A 19,574-nucleotide genomic window follows, 5' to 3' on the forward strand; every position below is an offset into this window, starting at 1 on the left:
CGTTACTTCGCGCTTTTGGCTTGCTGCCAAAGCGCCTCCATCTCGTCGAGCGTCGCCTTTTCAAGCGTGTTTCCGGACCTTTCCAGAGCGAGCTCGACATAGTGGAACCGCGAGCGGAATTTCTCGTTGGTGCCGCTGAGCGCCGCTTCGGAATCAACCTTGAGATGACGCCCGAGATTGACGAAGGCAAACAGCATGTCGCCGAACTCGTCCTTGATCGAAGCCGTATCGCCATTGGCAAGGGCCTGGCGCAACTCGCCGATCTCTTCCTCGATCTTGTCGAGGATCGGCGTCGCCTCGCTCCAGTCGAAGCCGACGCGGGCCGCTTTTTCCTGCAGCTTGAGCGCCCGCGTCAAAGCGGGCAGGGCAACCGGAACGCTGTCCAGAAAACCCTTGCCATGATCCTCCGGATCGTGCCCGCGGGCGAGGCGGGCATTTCGCTTTTCCGCTTTTTCCTCGGCCTTGATCTTCTCCCACATGCCCTTGGCCATGCCGGCGCTGCGCGCCTCATCGTCGCCGAAGACATGCGGATGGCGGCGGATCATTTTTGTGGTGATGGCCTGGACCACGTCGCCAAAGGCGAATTCACCGGCCTCCTCGGCCATCTGCGCATGGTAGACGACCTGCAGCAGCAGGTCGCCGAGCTCGTCGCGCAGATCGTCCAGGTCGCCACGCGCGATGGCGTCCGCCACCTCGTAGGCTTCCTCGATCGTGTAGGGCGCGATGCTCGAGAAATCCTGCTCGACGTCCCACGGGCAGCCGGTTTCCGGCGCCCGCAGCGCCGCCATGATCTCGATCAGCCGGGAAATATCTTTCGAGGGTTTCATCGGTCGCATGCTAGCCTGCGTCCGACGCTGCAGCCAACGCCGTGGCAAGGCGAGGGGCGATTGTCCACAGCGCCGCTCAAAGTCTCAGTCGAGCACGGAGACGATCGCCTTGGCGAGCGCGTCCATGCCGTCCTCCGGCAGGCCGGCGACGTTGATGCGGCTGTCGCCGACCATATAGAGGCCGTGCTCGGCGCGCAGCCGCTCGACCTGCGCTTCGGACAGGCCAAGCCGGGAAAACATGCCGCGATGGCTGGCGACGAAATCGAAGCGATCGGAATTGGACTGCCGCCGCAGCGCTTCGGCGAATTGCACCCGAAGCCGCAGCATGCGCAGGCGCATCTCCTCGAGCTCCGCTTCCCAGTCGGCGCGCAGCGTGGCGTCTTCAAGCACGATGCGCACGGCGGCCGCGCCGTGGTCCGGCGGCATCGAGTACATGGCGCGCGCCGCCGACAGCATCTGGCTCATTGCGACATCCGCCTGCGCGCTGTCTTTTGCCAGGATCATTGCCGCGCCGACGCGGTCACGATACACGGCAAAGTTCTTCGAGCAGCTCGAGGCAACGACCATTTCCGGGACTTTTGCTGCCAGCAGGCGCAAGCCGGCGGCGTCAGCGTCAAGGCCCTCGCCAAACCCCTGATAGGCAATGTCGACAAAGGGCAGCAGGCCGCGCTCGACGACGAGGTCTGCTATTTCAGCCCACTGCGCGATGTCCAGATTGGCGCCTGTCGGATTGTGGCAGCAACCATGCAGCAGCACCACGTCGCCGCTCCTGGCGGTCGCCAGCGCGCTCATCATATCGGCGAAGCGAACAGCACCTGAGGCTGCGTCGAAGTAGGGATATTCGCGTATCTGCAGGCCGGCGGCGCGCATCACCGGCATGTGGTTCGGCCAGGTCGGGTCCGACAGCCAGATCGTCGCGTCGGATCGCGTCCTCTTGAGCAGCTCGGCCACCAGCCGCAGCGCGCCCGAGCCGCCGGGCGCCTGCGCCGCACGGATGCGCATTAGCTCGGCCGCAGGGCCAAAAACCAGCCTCGCCATCGCCGTGTTGAAGCCGGTATCGCCGGCAAGCCCAAGATAGGTCTTGGTGTCCTGGCTCTGCAGCAATCGTTTTTCGGCTTCGCGCACGGCGCGCATCACCGGCGTCTTGCCATCGCGATCCTTGTAGACGCCAACGCCGAGGTCGACCTTGCCGGGGCGGGGATCGGCACGATAGAGGCCGATCAAGGCGAGGATCTTGTCGGCTGGGGCAGGCTGGAGGTTTTCGAACATCGGCGCGGCTCCGTTGGCGGCGGAGTGATACGCAAATCGGCTGTGCTGCGCCAGCGGTTTTCATTTGCGCCAGGCTGAAAACCGCCAACCGGGAGACTGGACACAGGAATCCAAAGCGTGGCCTGGAGGCGAGGCTCGCACCGGCGAAAGGCCTTGATCGCACGGCGCGTCGCGCCGTTCTATCATGCCGGTTTGAGAGCAGCAGACGGCAAGGCGGCTCCAGATTGCCGCTTCTTGCCGCCCCAACCGATCCGCGGCAACCATTCGAGGTAGTAGGCGAACCCGAACTGCAGCGCGATGCCTGTCGAGATCAGGATCGCGTCGTCGAGGAGGCCGCCCGGGCTGACGACCTTCATGACCTGCGCGATCATGGCGAGGATCGTTCCGGCGATGAAGACCGGCAGCGAATGCTTGCCGAGAACCGCGAGCGGGTGTCCGGGCCTCGTCTTCGCCAGGTTGGAAAGCGCCGGGATTGCCACGATCAGATAGGCGATCGCCAGAATGTGCATGAGGCGCGACAGCGACAGGAACGTCTTGTCGAAGCCAGTCAGCACGGTAGGCAGGCCGGAGGCCGTCTCGATACCCCAAAGCGGCAGCCGCACCCAAATCAGCGCGCCGACCAGATACAGGACGGCCGCGCTCGCCATCATCCAGTTGAAGCGGATTTCGCCGCCGCGCTTGATATGCAGCATGCCGGCGATGCCGATGACGAAAAGAAACTGCCAGGAGAGCGGGTTCAGGAACCAGAAACCGTCGCCGGGAAAATTCGAAGGCGCGATCTGGAAAATGCCGGCGATGAGCCAGAGGAAAGCGGACGCAGCGAGCATCAGGCGCAGGCTGAAAGTGCCGATCCACAGGAAAAGCGGCATCATCAGAAGTACGACGGCATACATGGAAAGAATGTTGTTATAGCCGATCTGATGCCCGAGCGCCGCGATGCCGAGCAGCGCTTCCGGCGTGTCCTCGATGATCATCTGGATGTTGATCAGCTTCAAAAGATCGGGCCGCGAGAAATGCAATGCAGCCGCCGAGAAGATCGCCAGCGTCGCGACAGTGGTCATGACGTGGGTGACATAGAGGACACCGGCACGCCGCCAGGCCTTCAGGGTGATAAGCAACCGATTCCCCGGCTGGAACTTCAGTCCGTAGGCGAGCCCAACGGCAATCCCCGAAATCAGTACGAATGCTTCGGCCGAATCGGAAAAGCCGAAGTTCTTGTGCGTGACATACTCGAAGATCGTCCCCGGCACGTGGTTGACGAAGATCGTCAGCAGCGCTAGCGCGCGGAAGACATCGATGCGGGTATCCCGCTGGGCTGGCACATTGCCTGTCATGTCGGGGCTTGTCATGTCGGGTCGATAATTCGTTGAACAAAAGCGGGCCCAAAGCGCCGTCGGCGAAGGGAAGATTCGGCGGTGAATGTTTCCTGCCTATAACTCGCAAGTGCCCCGAAAAAGATGACACTTTCGCGATTTTTCGCGTCACAAATTAATTCAGGGATAAACATCGAAATCCCCGGTGGCGCTAAAACCGCGCGGCGAATTGAGGCGGCTGCGGGGAGGGCCGCTCGTTCCCGGACAAGGAAGCCGTACGCGCGCTGGTGGCGTTGTACCGGTTGTGCCTGACATTCCGGATCGCAAAAAACTCAAAGAGCGGGATTAAAAACCTGCCATGCTCCGTAAACAGGACGTGAGAGGGTCGATGCCACGCTTCGATATCGTAGGACAGCTTGGTTCTCTGCGGCGCTACGCGCGTTCGCTGACGCGCGACGGCGCAGAAGCAGAGGATCTGGTGCATGACGCGCTGGTGCGTGCCTATGAGCGGCGCGGCACCTTTCGATCCGGCGGAAACCTGCGCGCATGGCTGCTGTCGATCGTCCACAATGCTTTCATTGACGGCCTGCGGTCCCGCAAATCCGAAGCGGCGCGCGTCGAGCAGGCCGGGTATCTTGCCGACGCCAGCATGCAGGCACCCCAGGAGCATTCCGTCCGCCTGGCACAGGTGCGCGAAGCTTTTTTCAAATTGCCGGATGAGCAGCGTTCGGCGCTGCATCTCGTCGCCATCGAGGGACTTACCTACAGCCAGGCGGCCGAGGCCAGCGGCGTGCCGCTGGGAACGCTGATGTCGCGCATCGGCAGGGCGCGCGCAGCGCTTCGCGAGATGGAGGACAAATTGCCGCCACATGCGAAAACCCACCTCAAGATCGTGGGAGGCCCGTGATGTCCATGATGAGCGAACTGCGCGACCCGGTGACCGATGCCGACCTCGACGCCTATGTCGACGACCAGCTGGACGTTGCCCGCCGCATTGAGGTCGAGGCGTTTCTGTCCGCCCGTCCGGAGGCTGCCGCCCGCGTGATGTCCGACCTCAGGACGCGCGACGAACTGCGCCTGGCGCTTGCCGGATGCAAGGGCATGGCGCGGCTGGCGACGGCTGATGCGGCACGGCGGCTGGAACGGGGACTGGCTCGAGGGCGCGCCTTGCGCACGTTGCAGCGGGCTGCGGCGGTCGCAGTCCTGGTGGCTGCGGGCTGGCTGGCCAACGGCATCGTCGGGCCGATATCGGTGACGAAGGTCGTCGCCTCGACCCAGCCGCCCGTCTATCTGGAGGAGGCGATCCGGGCGCACAGGACTACGATCCTGCGCGAAGCCATGTCATCCCAGCCCGAGGCGCCGGATTACGATGCGGACGAAATCCGCGCCGCCACGGCGATCGTCATGCCGTCGCTGCCGAAGGACTGGAAGGTCCGTGACGTCCAGATCTATCCATCGCAGTTCGGCCCGAGCGTCGAGATGGCTGTCGAAACAACAGACCTGGGACTGGTCTCGCTGTTCGCGATCAGGCCCGGAACGTTCGACGTGGTCCAGCCGACCGTCGCCCCGTCGGGCGAAATTTCCTCGGCCTATTTCCAGATCGGCGAAGTTGCTTACGCAGTCGTCGCCCGAAGCGGTGTCCGCGATCTCGATCGCACCGCAGAAACGCTCGCCAACACGCTTTACTGACCTTCACAAAGGAGAACCCGCATGAACACCCCCAATCTAGGATACCGCACCGGCGTCGGAGCCCAAACCGGCGCCGTCTATGACGAAAGCCTGCGCCAGCACATGCTGCGCGTCTACAACTACATGGGTGTTGGCCTCGTCGTTACCGGCGTGATCGCCTTCGTCGTGGCTTCGACGCCAGCCCTCTACGTGCCGATCTTTTCCACTCCGTTGAAATGGGTGGTGATGCTGGCGCCGCTCGCCTTCGTGCTGTTGTTCTCGTTCCGGATACAGACGATGTCCGCAGCCGGCGCTCAGGCGATGTTCTGGGCATTCTGTGCGGTCATGGGCCTGTCGCTGGCCTCCGTGTTCCTGGTGTTCACCGGGACCAGCATCGCGCGCACCTTCTTCATCGCCGCCACCATGTTCGGCGCGACCAGCCTTTACGGCTATACGACCAAACGCGACCTGACCCAGTTCTCGTCCTTCCTGATCATGGGTCTGATCGGCGTGGTGATCGCCAGCATCGTCAACATCTTCCTCGGCTCGACCGCGCTCCAGTTCGCTATCTCGGTGATCGGCATCGCCGTGTTCATCGGTCTCACCGCCTGGGATACCCAGACGATCAAGGAGCAGTTTGCGGAAAATTTTGGTGCTGAATCGCAGCAGAAGCTCGCCGTCTTCGGGGCATTCTCACTCTATCTGAATTTTATCAACATCTTCCAGCTGCTGTTGAACTTCACCGGCGAGCGCGAATAGCCGCGTCAAATCCATGCATGTCGCGGCAGCGGTTTTGGAGCAGCGACATGCGTGAACAGAGACTTGGAAAACGCGCCGCGAAAATCTCTCGGGACGCGGCGCGCCTGGATATCGGAGTTGCTTCCCATGGACAGGAACGATCAGCAGGCGATCGCCACTCTTTTCGAGAAACTTGCCAAGGTCGAGCGGCAGACGCCGCCGCGCGCCGCCAGCGGAACGCTTCATCAACGATCAGATTGTCGTGCAGCCCGGCGCCCCATACTACATGGCGCCGGGGAGGGTAGGAGGCACGGCAATCGAGGAAAAGGTCGGGCTGATACGGGCCTGTCGCTGAGTGGCTGCATCGGGCGAAGCTGGCTGGTAGGAGACCGGGCATCCATGGTGGCGATACGCCTGCGATCCAGCCGAAAAGCAAGCCGCTGTGACCACTGTGTCTTCGAGGTGCCCAAGGCGAACTCTGCCAACCTGAGGAGCTGCACGTCAGAGGTCCCCGCCGGCGCGAAGATTTGGTGCGCATCCCGCAGCAATCTTTCGATGGGCCGGTCGACGAACAATCCACAGGCGGCATGCACCTCCATGGCATTGCGGGCGTCGACAGCGACGCCGGACGCGTCGCCAGCACTCGATCTTCCGACGTGAGTGACTCCTTCTATGCGATAAGACGTTGATATGGCTGCAATGTCGCACTTCAAGATAGAACCCGCTTCCACCCATCATAAAGTCGCATAAGATAGATTATGGAACTGATAGCGCTGCTTTTCGGCCCAGCCGCAGTTCCTTGTTTCCTTGGAACCAGCGGAACTGCGGTTGGTAGTGCGTTGCGCGTCTCCTGCAACGCACCCAAGTCCTACGCCGCTTGCGGCACGCAGGCCTCGCAGATCGCCGCGATGTGCCGATGGTCGGTGCCGCAGCAGCCGCCCAGGATACGCATCGTCGGAAACGAAGCTGTCAGCCTGCTGTAGTGCCGCCCGAGATCGTCCGGGTCGCCCGCGTCGAGCGTTTCCGATTCGTCCAGTTCGGCATGGCTTTTGGTTGAAGCGTTCGCCTTCACGCCATAGACGCGATCGAGCCAGCGCTCGCCCTTGTTCAGCGCCTGCATGAAATGCGTCGGATGGGCGCAGTTGATCATATAGTAGGCCGGCGCACCGTCTGTCGCGTCATCGACCCTGTCGATCGCCTCGCCGAGCGTCGTGCCGGTCACCAGCTTGCCGTCCGTCTCCACCGTGAACGAGATCATGCACGGCATATCATGCGCCTTGGCCGCCCGCGCCACGCCGATTGCCTCGTGGAAATTGGTGAGCGTATAGGCCGCAACCATGTCGGCCTCGGTCCGCGCGAAACTCTCGATCTGCGCCGCGTGATAGGCTTCCGCCTCGCTGGCGTCCATCTTGCCGGCTTTGTAGCCGTCGCCGCGCGGCCCGATCGCGCCGCTGATGACGCAAGGCGTTTCGGTGGTCTCGAACTCTTGGCGCAGGTCGAGAAGAAGCTCGATCGAGGCCTCGTTGACGGCGCGTAGCGCTTCCGGCCCGTAGCCGAGCAACGCTCCCCAATCCGGGTTGGCCCGCCACGTCGGCGTGTCGAGGATGAAGCCGGTTCCGCTTCTGCGCGCAATGGTCAGATAACGGACGTAATATTCCCTCAGCTTCTGCCGGCCTTCAGGCGTTGCCATCAGCGTGAATGAAGCAAAGTGCGGGAGGTCGAGGCCGTCGTGAAAGATGAAAGTCGTTTCCATGCCGCCATCGCTCAGGAATGTTCTGTTGGCGAGTTGCGGCAGATTCTGGCGGTACTTGGCCATGTTTGTCTCCAGTGGTAAGATGACACCATGCCGCCCTGATGGCGGCCGGCTCGGAATAGCCAAGTTTTAGCAGCACGTGCCGCCAGTGCGGTAGAAGGCTTGTGGTCCGGTACTCCACCGAAGCGGAAACCGCAGCAATTACAGAGGGATAGCCGCGCTGGGCCGGTCGTATTGCTGTCGGTGCCGACGTTGCCGGGTGTGAAAACCATACCGCCGGTACAGTAGATTTGAGGGCATTCGGTCATGCGCAAGGGTGCGGAAACGCGCGAACGCATTCTGGAGATCGCCGAGGCCTCGGTGCTCGCCAAAGGGTTCGGCGCGACGTCCATCGAGGAGGTGATCGCCGAAGCCGGCATCACCAAGAGCGGCTTCTTCTATCACTTCAAGGACAAGAACGAACTCGCCCGCGCCTTGATGCTGCGCTACGTCGAGGAGAACGACCGCATCTTCGACGATGTGTTTCACCGCGGCCGGCAATTGTCCGATGATCCGTTGCAGTCGTTCCTGATCACGCTCAAGCTGCTTGCCGAGCTGATGGGTGACTTGCCGAACGGCCACCCCGGCTGCCTGATCGCGACATTCACCTATCAGGAGCGCCTCTTCGACCGTACCGTTCGCGACATCGCCGCCGCCGCCGTCCGCTCCTGGAACGGGCGGTTTCGCGATGCGCTGAACGAGATCGCGGCCGTTTACCCTGCCCGCAAGGGCATGGACCTCGACGACGTCGCCATCATGTTCTCCTGTGTGATCGACGGCGGCATCATCATGTCGCGGGGGCTCGGCGACCCGCGTGTCCTCGAACGCCAGATCCTCGCCTTCCGCAACGTCATAAAGATGTTGTTCGCGCCGGCGGCGCCCGAAATCATGCAGCCGCCCACCGCCATCGCCGCCGAATAGAGTGCTCCGGTCGCACGTTGCGGCGCGCCGAGGTCCCATTGCCCCGGCTGTTCGCCGCGCTGCGATATCCAGCGTGTTCGATTCAGACTGCCAGCGTCGCGACGACAGCCTGCGCTGCCTGGACCATCGCCTGTGGCTCGGCGGCGAACACCGCGTCGTGCGCGCCGGCCGCAGCCCAAACGCGATTGAAACCGAGCAGCGTTTCGTCGGCGAACGCCGGGATTGCAATCAGATGGCCGATCGGCGCCACGCCGCCGATGGCAAAGCCGGTCTCGTCGCGGATCTGCCGCGGATCGGCGCGCTTCAGCGGCTCGCCAGCCAGTGCGGCAGCCCTGGCCAGATCGAGCTGATTGGAGCCGGAAACCAGGAAGAGAAACAGCTTTCCGCTGGTTTCTCCCTGGAACACCAGGGACTTGACGATCTGGGCGACTGTGCAGCCGCATTGCGCGGCGGCTTGCTCGGCGGTGCGTGTCGAGGCGCCCATGCGCCTGATTTCGATGTCGAGGCCGGCATCGGCCGCTGCCCTGGTCACACGTTCAATGCTTCCAGCCATGAAGAACCAAACCTATCATAATGATTCAAAAGGGATTTCTATCGCCATGCCGTCATAGGCCGGGTCGACGTCGGCCGGCGTCTCGGCCATCACCGCAGCGTAGTCGAGCGGCACATGCATGTGCGTCAGAACGGCCTTTTGCGGCGCCAGTTTTTCGATCCAGCCGAGTGCCTGGCCGAGCGACAGATGGCTCGGATGCGGCCTATATTGCAGCGCGTCGATGACCAGCACGTCCAGGTCGCGCAGTCGTTCGGCGGTGGCGTCGGGGAAATCACTGACATCGGGGCAATAGGCGAGGCCGCCGATGCGAAAACCAAGCGATATGATGTCGCCATGGATCTGCGGCAGCGGCTCGAGGGTGAGGGCACCCCCCTCGCCTTCGACCACCACCGGCCTGGCATGGTCGATGATATGAGGCTCGACGATAGGCGGATAGGAACTGCCTGGCGGTGTTTCAAAACAGTAGGCGAACGCTTCCCGTAACCGCAGCATGGTCGGCTGGTCGGCGTGGATATCGATCCGATGACGCTGCTCGAGCACGAAGCCGCGCAAATCGTCGATACCGTGGATATGGTCGGCATGCGGGTGCGTATAGACGACCGCATCGATGCGCCTGACCGCCGCGAGCAGCATCTGCGCGCGAAAGTCCGGCCCGGTATCGATGACGACTGTGGTCCTGTCGCCGTTTGCCGCGATCCGCTCGATGAGCGCTGCGGTGCGCATGCGCCGGTTCCTCGGATTGGCCGGATCGCAATTGCCCCAGTCGCCGGTGATGCGCGGCGTGCCCGGCGATGAGCCGCAGCCGAGAATGGTGAGGCGCAGCCGGTCGCTCATGCGTCAGGCGCTCAGCGCGGTCGGGCGCGGCATCTTGCTGAACAGCCGGAAGAAATTGTCGGTGGTAATGGCAGCAATGTCGGCCTCGCTGACGCCGATCGTTTCGGCCAGCACCTTGGCCGTATGCGCGACATAGGCAGGCTCGTTGCGCTTGCCGCGAAACGGGATCGGCGCCAGGTACGGCGCGTCGGTTTCGACCAGCAGGCGGTCGTGTGGCACATCGGCGGCGATGGCGCGCAGCTCGGCCGAATTCTTGAAAGTCACGATGCCGGAAAAGGAAACATAGCCGCCGAGCGCCACGCCGATCTCGGCCAGCCTGCGCCCGGACGAAAAGCAGTGCAGGACGAAGGGAAAGGCGCCCTTCCCTGTTTCGTCCTCGAGGATATCAGCCATGTCGCTGTCGGCATCACGCGCATGGATGACCAGAGGCAGGCCCGTCTCGCGCGCTGCCGCGATGTGCGTGCGAAAGCCCTGAGCCTGCGCGTCGCGCGGCGCATGATCGTAGAAATAGTCGAGCCCGGCCTCGCCGATCGCCACCACTTTGCGATGCGCGGACAGCCGGGCAAGCGCCTCGACAGTCACGTCCAGTTCCTCGGCGGCGTTGTGCGGATGGGTGCCGACCGAGCAATAGACTTCGTCGAAAGATTCTGCGATCTCAAGCACTTGCTGAAATTTTTTCACACGCGTCGAGATCGTCACCATGCGACCGATTTCAGCGGCCAAGGCGCGGGCGACGATGGCCGTCCGCTCCTCAGCGAAATCCGGAAAGTCGAGATGGCAGTGACTGTCGACCAACATCAGATGTTCGCGTCCGGCTGCTCGACGTAACGCGGAAACACGCCCTCCGGCGCGGGCAAGGCAACCCCCGATACCAGCGCATAGTCCGCGTGGACATGCGCGAAATCGCGACGGTCCTGTGGCACAGCCAGCAGGTCGAGCAGCTTGGCGGCCGACCCCGGAATGAAGGGCTGGCACAGCAGCGCCACGCGTCGGACGACTTCCGCGGTCGTCCACAGCACCGTTTCCATGCGCGCCGGATCGGTCTTTCTGAGCGCCCAGGGTTCCTGCGAGGCGAAGTAGCGATCGGCCTCCGCCACGACGCCAAAAATCGCCGCCAGCGCCAGATGGATGGCCTGCTCCGCCATCATCTTGCGTGCAGCAGCAACCGCCTCCACCGTCTGGTCGAGGATCGCCCTGTCGGCCTCCGCCAGATCGCTGCGTTTCGGCACCACGCCGCCGCAATTCTTGGCGATCATCGACAGCGAGCGCTGCGCCAGATTACCAAGGCCGTTGGCGAGGTCGGCATTGGTGCGGTTGACGATGGCCTCGTGGCTGTAGCTGCCGTCCTGGCCGAACGGCACCTCGCGCATGAAGAAATAGCGTACCTGATCGAGGCCGTAATGCTCGATCATCGCAAACGGGTCGACGACATTGCCGACCGACTTCGACATCTTCTCGCCGCGGTTGAACAGAAAGCCATGCGCGAATACGCGCTTCGGCAGTTCGATCCCTGCCGACAGCAGGAAGGCCGGCCAGTAGACGGCATGGAAGCGGACGATGTCCTTGCCGATGACGTGGACGTTCGCCGGCCAGAAGGACCATCTGTCATCGGCCGCATCCGGATAACCGGCAGCCGTGATGTAGTTGGTCAGTGCATCGACCCAGACATACATCACATGCTTGTCGTCGCCCGGCACCGGCACGCCCCATTTGAACGTGGTGCGCGAGATCGACAGGTCCTTCAGCCCGGATTTGACGAAGCTGACGATTTCATTGCGCCGCTCCGCCGGTCCGACAAATTCGGGGCTGTTCTCATAGAGCGCGAGCAACCTATCCTGATAGGCGGAAAGGCGGAAGAAATAGCTCTCTTCCTCGGTCCATTCGACGGGCGAGCCGAGCGGTTCGCGACGGACGCCGTCGTCGCCGACCTTGGTTTCGGCCTCGTCGAAATAGGCTTCCTGCCGCACCGAATACCAACCGCTATAGCGGTCGAGATAAATGTCGCCATTTTCCGCCATGCGTGTCCAGATCGCCTGGCAGGCCTTGTAGTGGCGCTCCTCGGTGGTGCGGATGAAAATATCGTTCGAACAGCCGGTCGCTTCAAGCATCGAGCGGAAGATCGCCGAATTGCGATCGGCAAGCGCTTTCGGCGTCAGGCCTTCGGCGTCCGCCGTCTGCTGCATCTTCAAACCGTGCTCGTCGGTTCCCGAGACGAAGAAGACGTCCTTACCGTCGAGCCGCTGAAAACGGGCCAGCGTGTCGCTGGCGATGACATTGTAGGCATGACCGATATGTGGCTTGCCGTTCGGATAGAAAATCGGCGTCGTGAGGTAGTATTTTTCGCGTGACATGAATGAACCGTCATGAATGTCTGAATGAAAGATGTCGGTGGATATCGCATCGAAACGGCGATTGCCATCCCGATGGGCCGTCACATTCGCATTGCAGAATTCAGGCGGTCGATCATGGTCAAGGCATGCTGCTTCTTGTCGAGATTGTAGGTGTCGGTTTCAGATATAGCGTTCAAAGCCTCGTGCCAAGTGTCTGACAGCGTTTTGGCCCGCGCCAGATCGCCCGCCAGCGCGGCCTGGCTTGCGCCGGTCGAGAGCAGGTCGAGCGCACGGCGATTGAAAATATCGAACTGGATCGCCCGGTCGCGCCCGGCGACCGCCTCGGCGAGGCGATAGGCGCCGGCAACATCGCTCTTTGCCGCTGTCGCCAGGGCGTCGAGCGTCTCGGCGATTTCCAGCCCGCCATACTGCGTCAACAGGATTGCGGTGCGGGCGCTGCCCCCTGCCCGCTTGGCCAGTGCCGCGCGCGCCGCGGGATCGTCCGGAGGCGGTGGTTCGACGCTTTCCAAAACCGTCATCAGGCTCTCGGCATCGAGCGGCGTGAGCCGCACCATCTGGCAGCGTGAGCGGATCGTCGGCAACAGGCTGCCCGGCGCGTGGACGATGAGGATGAACAAGCTGCGTGCAGGTGGTTCTTCAAGATTCTTCAGCAAGGCGTTAGCCGCATTGGTATTCATGTCGTCGGCCGGGTCGACGATCACCACCCGGTAGCTGCCGTCATGCGAGGTCAGCGACAGGAAACGGCTGACCTTGCGGATCTCGTCGACAGTGACGACCGTCTTGAAGCTTTTCGTCTTGTCGTTCGGTGGGCGGGTCAGATGCAGCACCGAGGGATGCGCGCCGGTGGCGATCTGGCGAAACAGCGATGACGCCGGATCGGGAACGGCAAGGACCTCCGGCGCCTGTTCGAACGCCGGATGCTTCAACAGATGATGCGCCAGATGAAAAGCGAGCGTCGCCTTGCCGATGCCGACCGGCCCGACAAAGATCAGCGCGTGCGGCAGCTTCCCGGAGCGATAGGCTGACGCCAGCATGTTCGCTGCCTGGTTATGTCCGACCAGGCGCGGCGTCTCGGATGGCTCCGGTACGCCGTCAAGTGTGTCGTGCTGTTCTGGTGCGATCCGTTCGAAAATCATCCCGGCGCCTGCTTCCTGTGTCTCGGCGTCGTCGTCTCCAGCGCCGCGAACACGGCGCCGGCGACGACATTCTCCACCGTGTCGGGGTCGGCGGACGCGTCGACGACGATGCAGCGCTCGGGTTCTGCCGCGGCGATCGCCAGAAACGCTTCGCGGCGGCGCTGATGGATATCAAGCGTTTCCTTTTCGAAGCGGTCGGCGCCGGCATCGGTGCCCCGCCGTGCGGTGGCGCGCCGCAGTCCTTCGGCCGGGTCGAGATCAAAGATCAGCGTCATGTCGGGCACCATGCCGTTGATGGCGACCTTTTCCAGCGCGTCCATGAAGGCTGGATCGAGGCCGCCGGTGACGCCCTGGTAGACGCGCGAGGAGTCCATGAAGCGATCACAAAGCACGACCGAGCCGCGCTCGACCGCCGGCCGGATGACCTGCTCGACATGGTCGGAACGCGCGGCGGCGAACAGCAGCGCCTCCATTCTGGGGCCGAATGGCTCGGCAGCGCCGGAAAGCAGGACATGCCGGACCGCCTCTGCGCCTGGCGAGCCGCCCGGCTCGCGCGTGACAACGACATCGTATTGCTTGGCGCGCATCTTGCCGGCCAGGCGCTCGATCTGCGTCGACTTGCCTGCCCCTTCTCCGCCTTCGAAGGTGATGAAGAATCCGCTCACCAAAGCCTTTGTCCATGCTGCGGGACCGTAATAGTCCTGACTTGAGAAAAGGTCCACGCCGCGGCTGCTAACGCAGCCAGCCGACCGCCAGTTCCTTGGCGGCATCGAGCGCGCGTTGCGGCAGCGAGCCGACGTCAACCGGCTCGGCGGCAAAAAGCGGCGTCTCCTGGCTCAGCGTGTCACCGATCCAGACCCGCAGCGCACCCACCGGTTGCCCCTCCTCCACGGGGGCTGCAACCGGTCCCTCATAGACGATCCTGGCGGTCAGCTTGTCGCGGTTGGCGATCGGCAGGAAGATGACCACGGGCGCTTTTGCCTTCAGCGCCACGCCGGATTTCGCACCGCCGAAAACCTGGGCCTCGCCGACCACCTCGTCCTTGGCGAAAATCTCGGTTTTCTCAAAGGAACGAAGGCCCCAATCGAGCAGCTTTCGCGCTTCCTCGGCGCGCTCGCGGTCGCTTGCCAGGCCGCTCATCGCCGCAATGACCCGCCTGCCACCTTGGCTGACCGAGCCGACGATGCCGAAGCCGGATGCCTCGCTCCTGCCCATCGCCAGGCCGTCGGCGCCGATATCCATCGCCAGCAGCGGGTTGCGGTTCCTCTGGGTGATTTTGTTCCAGGTGAAATCCTTCTGGCCGTAGTAGCGATAGATGTCCGGGTACTCGCGCCAGATATGCAGGGCAAGGAGCGCAAGCTCTCGAACCGTCGTCTGCTGACCATCGGCCGGCAGGCCGGTTGCATTGACGAATGTCGATTTCTCGAGGCCAATCTGCCTTGCGCGCTCGGTCATCTCAGTCGCGAAATTCGCCTCCGACCCGGCAAACCCTTCTGCGATGATGATGCAGCCGTCATTGGCTGCCTGGACCGTCACGCCCTGGATCAGGTCTTGAAGCCGGATCGTCGACTTGAGTTGGGCAAACATCGTCGACGTACCGGATGGCGCGCCGCCGGTGCGCCATGCGTTCTCACTCACCACGTATGTATCGTCGAGCGTCACGCGCCCCAATTTGATGGCGTTGAAAACCACCTCCATCGTCATCAGCTTGGCCAGCGACGCCGGCTGAATCGGCCTGTCGGCATCCTTGGAAAACAGCACCGTTCCGGTTTCGGCATCGATCATGAAGGCCTGCGCGGCCTTGGTTTCGAAAAGCTGCGCCGCGGCTGGAGCCAGCGAAAGCAGCAGGAGGCCAAAACCCAGAAGCCCGGCGAGAGGCGCGGCGAAGCGAAATTTCATGAGAAGTTCGACCTGTCAGCCGGTAGTTCCGGGCAAGCTGTAAAGCGCGTCGCCTTCGACGACCTCACGCGACGTGCTTTAGGCTGTTGTTTTATGCATGTCGTTATCGCAAAACCGCTGCACACCTTTGCGCGACATGCATTATCAGGCTTTGTCCCGGCCGAGCAACCGCGCGATGGACAACCGGCCAAAACTTCAGGTTTTGCCGGTCAATTCCGAACCACGAGCGCGTCCGGCGCGCCGTGCGACCATGCCGCCTGCAGCATGTCGTCCAGGCTGCCATGGCCGTCCGGATAGAGATTGACCGAATACCAGTCCTTGCCCTCGAATTCGGAGCGCTGGATTTCGGTCTTGCCAAAGCCGGAAAGCTGGGTTGCCACCTGCTGCGCCTCGGCGGCATCCTCGAACGAGCCCGCCGCGATATAGTCGGTGGGCGAAGCGGCCGAAGGACCTTGCCGCTTCCACGATTGCAGGATTTCGGCAGGCGACATGCCGGCGCCATCCATCGCGGCAAAGACAGTGGAGGAGCGCTGCACGCGTTCGCTCGCATAAGACAGCGTCGCTACCCTGAACGGCGATTGCGGCGGCAGATTGATCTGCGGCCGTTCCGGCACGATCGGCCCGAAATCGGGCAGCGTCACGCTGCCAGCGGCCGGCGTCTGCGCTGCCACGACAGGCTGTGCCGATGCGGAATTCGTCAACTGACCGGGAAAGGCAGCGGCGGCGGCCAACGCCGTGCTCGGCGATGGTCCATTCATGGCGATCATGACGCCGATGGGCAGGCCGTCCGACGGATCCGGCGCCCTGTTGCCGGGATGGTAAGAGGCCATCAGATAGTGTTCGTCATTGCCGTGCAGCGGCGCCCGTCCGACATATTCGACCTTCACCTTGGCCGTGCCGATATTGGCATAGTCGAGCATTTCGGCGGCGCGCTTCGACACATCGATGATGCGCCCGTCATGGTAAGGACCGCGATCGTTGACGCGCACGACGACCGAGCTGCCGGTCTTCAGATTGGTGACGCGCGCATAGCTCGGCAGTGGCATTGTCGGATGCGCGCCGGTCAGATGTGTCATGTCATAGACTTCGCCGTTTGCGGTCAGCCTGCCGTGGAAGGCTTCGCCATACCAGGAGGCGAGACCCTTCTTGGCGTAGCGCTTGTCTTCCTTCGGATAATACCACTTGCCGCGCACTTGATAGGGCTTGCCGAGCTGATCGCGTCCGCCGCCACGCTGCAGGCCCGACATCTTGAAGCTAACGCGCGGGCTGGCTTTTACGCCATATTCGGATTCGGCAAAATATTCCTTGGAGCGAGGCTTCTTGTTGACCATTGCCTTCGGCTGTGGCGGCGCCGCGCAAGCCGCCAGCAAGGCAGCCGACAGGGCACACAACGCGAAAGCGGAAGCGCGACGAAGACGCGGGCGCGTCGTGCTTGGCATTTTTTGATTGTCCCCTCTCAACAAAGGCACCGCAACTTGACCGTCGGCAGGGCCAAAACCTACCCGACAATGCCAGCGCCGCCTTGATTCGCAATCCCTTGTGCACAGGAATTGTTTATCACCGTATTAACCGATTATGGTCGGAACCGGGCGAGATTGTGGCACAAGCCGTCCCGGCGATCGCTGTGAGAAATCACAGCGTATCGAGCTTTGGCGCAGCGCTGCTCGTCCTGCTCAAGCCCCGCCGTCAAGCGCCCGTGCCCTGCCCCTGGCAGGAACCGGCAACAGCCGGTTGACAGGACTTCGTTGGGCGCACTAGAGCAATGAAGCGCGAACGATCTCCAAGGCGTGCCCACAGGGTACGCGTTGCGATCAGGACGAGCATCCAGGTGGTTGAAAAATCACGATGGAGGGATGGCCGAGCGGTTTAAGGCACCGGTCTTGAAATTCGGTGCCAGCCATACCGAGCCATATCGCAGCGTCCCTGCAAAGCCTTCTCTAGCAAGGGTTTGAAGACTCGCCAGCGCCGTTTGTGCCAAGTCGTCCCGTCCGATACCGTAGCATTGCGTTGCAAAAAGCGTAGCAGCACGTTCTTAGCCTGTTCCCCAAAGGACGAAGCCGCCACCATGAGGCAGCGGGCTAACCGGGAATATCGCGTTGAGACGTCAGGGGCGCCTCTTGCGGGGGCGCAGCTTTTGAAGTTCAGTGTGTGGAGGGGGAACCACAATGCGCAAACGCTTTCTACTTGCAGCCCGCCGCTGTGATTGCCGGCTGTCAGACAGGTCCGGCGCCGATCATCTTCAAGCCGGGCGTGGATCTGAATTCGACCGTCGTAGCGCTTGACCAATGCAAGATCGACTCCTTCAAAGAGATTCCGCAGTCGCTCGCGACGGATGTTCGCCCTGGATACAACAACCCAGGCACAATCCAGTGCAACACCTATGGAACGATGGTGACGTGCAACCGAATCGGCGCCGTGAATATCCCGGCCTCTTCGACAACCTATGACGTTAATGGCGAATTGCGCGACCGATATATAGTTCGCTGCCTCCAGTCCAACGGCTTCACCGTCAAGATGGATGGCCGAGCCTGCGTGACAGAAGCTGAGACGAAAAAGGCGCTTGCAGATCGGGCCGCGGGACAGTTTCCGCAATGCGCCGTCAAAGCAGGGCCCTAAGCACAAGACGAGCTACGCTCAAATCGTCGAGCGCGCCTTGCAGCAAGCGGCGCCGGCCACTTTCAGCCCTTTCGTTCGAAGGTTGGCTTCCAGTCGCGATTGCGCGCCCGCTGCTGTGAAGAACACTTGCCGGCGGTCACGGCCAGCAGCCTTGCAATTTGAGCAGACAAAGAGCCCGACCAGGTCGTCATGCATCGAGCCGTGGTCACGCCCGAGCCTGTCAATCAGCGCCTGGATGTCGAGCTTCGTCGATTTGCAGCACATCGGGTGCGCACAATTGACATAGATGGTTTCGCGGGCGGCCAGGGTGTCGGCGAGGGTTTTTAAAGGCATGGCGATCTCCGTAAAAGGGGTTCGCCGCAATGGAGATTATATTCCTAAAATTTGATGTCGCTGGCAAGCGGGTTGGAGCGCGAGGAAGCTTGCCGACCCTCGCTTCTCGGCCTCGCTGATAGCGTCTCGAGTCTTCAGCGATGCCGCCCGGCTAACTGGCCCGGCGTCATAGCGGACATGAGGCGTTCGCTGCCCCACCCTCGAACTACGCCGCGGCCCCATCCAGGGCACCTGAACATTAGCAGCTTCTAACATTTTGTGGTATAACCGGCATCAAAATTTGCTCTATCACATCAAGCGGGGGCACCATGATCGACCTGCCACCGGGCATCGAGCCAGCCGACTACGCCCGCCTCCTCATGGACAAGCAGACCCCAAGAGCGACGACAAGTGGGGTCCAGCTGGCCGCCTCGACCTCGGTGGCGGCGAGCACTACTTCTTTGGATGAGGCGTCGACATGAAGACGCTAGTCGTCGCGGCCATTCTCATCGTCTGCATCCTCGTGCTGGATAACATTCGAGGATCGCGGACCGAGTGCTACACCCAGGGGAACCTCCAGATCGGAGGCGTTCAGCAGCCGTGGGTATGCGTGGGGCCGGATGGAGTGGCGTATGGGCCATGAATAGAGGGAGACACACGTCGTCGTCTTCAATCGTCGTCCAGAAATCCTGCAGTGAGGCGTGCCGAAGGTCTTCCTCGCCTCTGAGGTGCTTTACGCGGGCTTTGATCCCCGGCTTAACCCACTGCGTTGCCGGCCGCTTTGGCATGTCCTTGGGCGGTGGCCCGGCATGTTCCTGGACGCGCTTCCAAAGCCGCTCCCGCATCTCGCGATTGACGCTCACGAACGCACTGCCGACATATTTCCGGGTACCTGGGTCAGCCATCAGAGCAAACGCCGGCTTGCCCCTCTCGCGTTCAACTCCGAGAAGTTCAAACTCGCTTTCGGTGAAGGATTTTGTCTTCAGCCAATTTGTAGTCGGGCCGCTGCGATATTTGCTGTCTCGACGCTTCGATACCATCCCTTCCAGGCCTGCCGCGTCGATCAGATGATAGATCCCGTTGGCTTCGCCTGGCATCGTCTCGCTGAACTGGATGCGGCTGTCAGACCCTATAAGGCCGGCCAGGATTTCCCGCCTGTCCTCCAGCACCATGTCGCGCAAGTCGTGGCCGTTGAGATGCAGCAGATCGAACGCGACGAAATAGAGGTCGTGCTGGTGCCTGGTGATGGCCTTGCGCAGCGCGGCAAATCGCTCACCGGCATGTTGGCGGTGTGGTTAGCTGCGAGATCCTAGATTGCGGCTACGCTGCCTGCGCATTCTGTTGC

19 protein-coding genes are annotated in these 19,574 nt (G+C 62.3%); 5 read left to right on the plus strand and 14 right to left on the minus strand.

All coding sequences use genetic code 11. The features are described from left to right. Positions 1-2 precede the first annotated feature (2 nt). The 3 genes from mazG to AC0L2Z_RS22125 form a co-directional block, all read right to left on the minus strand. The gene (gene mazG / locus AC0L2Z_RS22115; RefSeq protein ID WP_473524687.1) at positions 3-827 is read right to left on the minus strand and encodes a nucleoside triphosphate pyrophosphohydrolase; all 825 of its coding nucleotides are present in this window, start codon (positions 825-827) and stop codon (positions 3-5) included. Between the two features lie 84 nt (positions 828-911). After that, the gene (locus tag AC0L2Z_RS22120) at positions 912-2,096 is read right to left on the minus strand and encodes an amino acid aminotransferase (protein WP_128169064.1); all 1,185 of its coding nucleotides are present in this window, start codon (positions 2,094-2,096) and stop codon (positions 912-914) included. 182 nt (positions 2,097-2,278) lie between these two features. After that, positions 2,279-3,430 carry an OpgC family protein gene (locus tag AC0L2Z_RS22125; protein WP_473629298.1) on the minus strand — a complete coding sequence of 384 codons (1,152 nt, stop codon included), beginning with the start codon at positions 3,428-3,430 and terminating at the stop codon, positions 2,279-2,281. Positions 3,431-3,797: 367 nt separating this feature from the next. Here AC0L2Z_RS22125 and AC0L2Z_RS22130 point away from each other — a divergent pair, with 367 nt between their 5' ends. The 3 genes from AC0L2Z_RS22130 to AC0L2Z_RS22140 are packed head-to-tail and all read left to right on the plus strand — an operon-like array spanning position 3,798 to position 5,836. Beyond that, a complete protein-coding gene (locus tag AC0L2Z_RS22130) occupies positions 3,798-4,316 on the plus strand; it encodes a sigma-70 family RNA polymerase sigma factor (RefSeq protein ID WP_473629299.1) in 519 nt (172 codons plus the stop codon). 8 nt (positions 4,317-4,324) lie between these two features. Continuing rightward, positions 4,325-5,098, plus strand: a complete 774-nt coding sequence (locus AC0L2Z_RS22135) for an anti-sigma factor family protein (RefSeq protein ID WP_287260815.1) — start codon at positions 4,325-4,327, stop codon at positions 5,096-5,098. Positions 5,099-5,119: 21 nt separating this feature from the next. Further along, a complete protein-coding gene (locus AC0L2Z_RS22140) occupies positions 5,120-5,836 on the plus strand; it encodes a Bax inhibitor-1/YccA family protein (protein WP_128169061.1) in 717 nt (238 codons plus the stop codon). Between the two features lie 847 nt (positions 5,837-6,683). On the opposite strand, the gene AC0L2Z_RS22145 is transcribed toward AC0L2Z_RS22140, so the two are convergent. After that, complete coding sequence (locus tag AC0L2Z_RS22145) at positions 6,684-7,631, minus strand: homocysteine S-methyltransferase family protein (RefSeq protein WP_473629300.1); 948 nt, start codon at positions 7,629-7,631, stop codon at positions 6,684-6,686. Between the two features lie 243 nt (positions 7,632-7,874). Here AC0L2Z_RS22145 and AC0L2Z_RS22150 point away from each other — a divergent pair, with 243 nt between their 5' ends. Beyond that, a complete protein-coding gene (locus AC0L2Z_RS22150; protein WP_287346941.1) occupies positions 7,875-8,528 on the plus strand; it encodes a TetR/AcrR family transcriptional regulator in 654 nt (217 codons plus the stop codon). An 82-nt stretch (positions 8,529-8,610) separates the two neighbouring features. Here AC0L2Z_RS22150 and AC0L2Z_RS22155 read toward each other — a convergent pair whose 3' ends face one another. The 8 genes from AC0L2Z_RS22155 to AC0L2Z_RS22190 form a co-directional block, all read right to left on the minus strand. Then, on the minus strand, positions 8,611-9,081 hold the full coding sequence (locus AC0L2Z_RS22155; protein ID WP_473629301.1) for a YbaK/EbsC family protein: 471 nt from the start codon (positions 9,079-9,081) through the stop codon (positions 8,611-8,613). 15 nt (positions 9,082-9,096) lie between these two features. Next, a complete protein-coding gene (locus AC0L2Z_RS22160; RefSeq protein WP_473629302.1) occupies positions 9,097-9,915 on the minus strand; it encodes an MBL fold metallo-hydrolase in 819 nt (272 codons plus the stop codon). A 3-nt stretch (positions 9,916-9,918) separates the two neighbouring features. Beyond that, positions 9,919-10,713: a TatD family hydrolase gene (locus AC0L2Z_RS22165; protein WP_473629303.1), complete on the minus strand. Its 795-nt coding sequence runs from the start codon at positions 10,711-10,713 to the stop codon at positions 9,919-9,921. Continuing rightward, positions 10,713-12,266 carry a methionine--tRNA ligase gene (gene metG, locus AC0L2Z_RS22170; RefSeq protein ID WP_023799204.1) on the minus strand — a complete coding sequence of 518 codons (1,554 nt, stop codon included), beginning with the start codon at positions 12,264-12,266 and terminating at the stop codon, positions 10,713-10,715. Before metG ends, AC0L2Z_RS22165 begins: the two co-directional genes overlap by 1 nt. A gap of 80 nt (positions 12,267-12,346) precedes the next feature. Then, complete coding sequence (locus AC0L2Z_RS22175; protein WP_473629304.1) at positions 12,347-13,402, minus strand: DNA polymerase III subunit delta'; 1,056 nt, start codon at positions 13,400-13,402, stop codon at positions 12,347-12,349. Continuing rightward, positions 13,399-14,070, minus strand: coding sequence for a dTMP kinase (tmk, locus tag AC0L2Z_RS22180; RefSeq protein WP_473629308.1), 672 nt, complete (start codon positions 14,068-14,070; stop codon positions 13,399-13,401). The genes AC0L2Z_RS22175 and tmk overlap by 4 nt, the downstream gene beginning before the upstream one ends. A gap of 64 nt (positions 14,071-14,134) precedes the next feature. Beyond that, the gene (locus AC0L2Z_RS22185) at positions 14,135-15,301 is read right to left on the minus strand and encodes a D-alanyl-D-alanine carboxypeptidase family protein (protein WP_473629305.1); all 1,167 of its coding nucleotides are present in this window, start codon (positions 15,299-15,301) and stop codon (positions 14,135-14,137) included. Between the two features lie 209 nt (positions 15,302-15,510). Further along, entirely contained in the window at positions 15,511-16,740 is a 1,230-nt protein-coding gene (locus AC0L2Z_RS22190) for a septal ring lytic transglycosylase RlpA family protein (RefSeq protein ID WP_473629306.1), read from the minus strand. 745 nt (positions 16,741-17,485) lie between these two features. Between AC0L2Z_RS22190 and AC0L2Z_RS22195 the strand changes: the two genes are divergently transcribed. Further along, positions 17,486-17,917, plus strand: coding sequence for a hypothetical protein (locus AC0L2Z_RS22195; RefSeq protein WP_128248162.1), 432 nt, complete (start codon positions 17,486-17,488; stop codon positions 17,915-17,917). An 18-nt stretch (positions 17,918-17,935) separates the two neighbouring features. On the opposite strand, the gene AC0L2Z_RS22200 is transcribed toward AC0L2Z_RS22195, so the two are convergent. Together AC0L2Z_RS22200 and AC0L2Z_RS22205 are read right to left on the minus strand one after the other, a co-directional pair. After that, complete coding sequence (locus tag AC0L2Z_RS22200; RefSeq protein ID WP_473629307.1) at positions 17,936-18,250, minus strand: hypothetical protein; 315 nt, start codon at positions 18,248-18,250, stop codon at positions 17,936-17,938. Between the two features lie 485 nt (positions 18,251-18,735). After that, positions 18,736-19,488 carry an ATP-dependent DNA ligase gene (locus AC0L2Z_RS22205; RefSeq protein WP_473629309.1) on the minus strand — a complete coding sequence of 251 codons (753 nt, stop codon included), beginning with the start codon at positions 19,486-19,488 and terminating at the stop codon, positions 18,736-18,738. Positions 19,489-19,574: the final 86 nt, after the last annotated feature.

It is taken from the genome of Mesorhizobium sp. WSM4850 (assembly GCF_055811735.1).

Bases quoted from the DNA above. Each gene is read 5' to 3' on its own strand.
- mazG (WP_473524687.1), bottom strand. From the start codon at position 827: ATGAAACCCTCGAAAGATATTTCCCGGCTGATCGAGATCATGGCGGCG.
- AC0L2Z_RS22120 (WP_128169064.1), bottom strand. From the start codon at position 2,096: ATGTTCGAAAACCTCCAGCCTGCCCCAGCCGACAAGATCCTCGCCTTG.
- AC0L2Z_RS22125 (WP_473629298.1), bottom strand. From the start codon at position 3,430: ATGACAGGCAATGTGCCAGCCCAGCGGGATACCCGCATCGATGTCTTC.
- AC0L2Z_RS22130 (WP_473629299.1), top strand. From the start codon at position 3,798: ATGCCACGCTTCGATATCGTAGGACAGCTTGGTTCTCTGCGGCGCTAC.
- AC0L2Z_RS22135 (WP_287260815.1), top strand. From the start codon at position 4,325: ATGAGCGAACTGCGCGACCCGGTGACCGATGCCGACCTCGACGCCTAT.
- AC0L2Z_RS22140 (WP_128169061.1), top strand. From the start codon at position 5,120: ATGAACACCCCCAATCTAGGATACCGCACCGGCGTCGGAGCCCAAACC.
- AC0L2Z_RS22145 (WP_473629300.1), bottom strand. From the start codon at position 7,631: ATGGCCAAGTACCGCCAGAATCTGCCGCAACTCGCCAACAGAACATTC.
- AC0L2Z_RS22150 (WP_287346941.1), top strand. From the start codon at position 7,875: ATGCGCAAGGGTGCGGAAACGCGCGAACGCATTCTGGAGATCGCCGAG.
- AC0L2Z_RS22155 (WP_473629301.1), bottom strand. From the start codon at position 9,081: ATGGCTGGAAGCATTGAACGTGTGACCAGGGCAGCGGCCGATGCCGGC.
- AC0L2Z_RS22160 (WP_473629302.1), bottom strand. From the start codon at position 9,915: ATGAGCGACCGGCTGCGCCTCACCATTCTCGGCTGCGGCTCATCGCCG.
- AC0L2Z_RS22165 (WP_473629303.1), bottom strand. From the start codon at position 10,713: ATGTTGGTCGACAGTCACTGCCATCTCGACTTTCCGGATTTCGCTGAG.
- metG (WP_023799204.1), bottom strand. From the start codon at position 12,266: ATGTCACGCGAAAAATACTACCTCACGACGCCGATTTTCTATCCGAAC.
- AC0L2Z_RS22175 (WP_473629304.1), bottom strand. From the start codon at position 13,402: ATGATTTTCGAACGGATCGCACCAGAACAGCACGACACACTTGACGGC.
- AC0L2Z_RS22185 (WP_473629305.1), bottom strand. From the start codon at position 15,301: ATGAAATTTCGCTTCGCCGCGCCTCTCGCCGGGCTTCTGGGTTTTGGC.
- AC0L2Z_RS22190 (WP_473629306.1), bottom strand. From the start codon at position 16,740: ATGCCAAGCACGACGCGCCCGCGTCTTCGTCGCGCTTCCGCTTTCGCG.
- AC0L2Z_RS22200 (WP_473629307.1), bottom strand. From the start codon at position 18,250: ATGCCTTTAAAAACCCTCGCCGACACCCTGGCCGCCCGCGAAACCATC.